This window comes from Bartonella sp. AP72JLCBS (assembly GCF_042195705.1).
Taxonomy (GTDB): domain Bacteria; phylum Pseudomonadota; class Alphaproteobacteria; order Rhizobiales; family Rhizobiaceae; genus Bartonella.
The window spans coordinates 1-524 of record NZ_JBHIOU010000153.1 but is presented as its reverse complement, the minus strand read 5'-3'; the positions used below and the strand labels follow the sequence as shown (position 1 = coordinate 524).

Annotated in this window: 1 protein-coding gene; it reads right to left on the bottom strand. The window is 40.8% G+C overall.

The features are described 5' to 3' along the window. Positions 1-524: tyrosine-type recombinase/integrase (locus tag ACFILO_RS09825; RefSeq protein WP_375678252.1), on the bottom strand; the 524-nt coding region annotated here is incomplete at both ends.

The window sequence follows — 524 nt, the reverse complement described above, 5'->3', positions numbered from 1 at the left end:
AGCCAATCGCGTAAACTAGAGCGAAAACCATGCGGGCAGGCTTCAAGTTTATTGTCTCTCATATATTGAGCCATACACTTCTCAGCGAGGGGACCGCGACCTTTAGCAGAAAAAAAGAAATCATTACGAGAAAGCAATCGTGCTTGTTTTAAAATGTCTAATGCTTCAGTTGATAAAGGCACGCGAAATTCTTTTGTTGTATCACGCTTGCCTTTCATATTTTCAGCAGGTATGGTCCATATATCCCCATCAATTTGATCTTTATGAATATGACGTAAAGGATTGGTACGAACACCTGTCAGAATAAGCAAACGCAAAGCCAGTTGTGTTATGGTTGATGCTTCACAGAGTGTTTTATAAAAAGCCGGAACCTCTCTCCAATCCATGGCTGGTCTATTAGTGACCTTATGGCGTTGTTTTCCTAAGAGAGCTTTTGCTTTTTCTACAGCTTGTAAATCAACATCTACACCTAATGCAGCCGCATGTTTGAGACAAAGATTAAGACGTATCAATGCTGTTCGAGC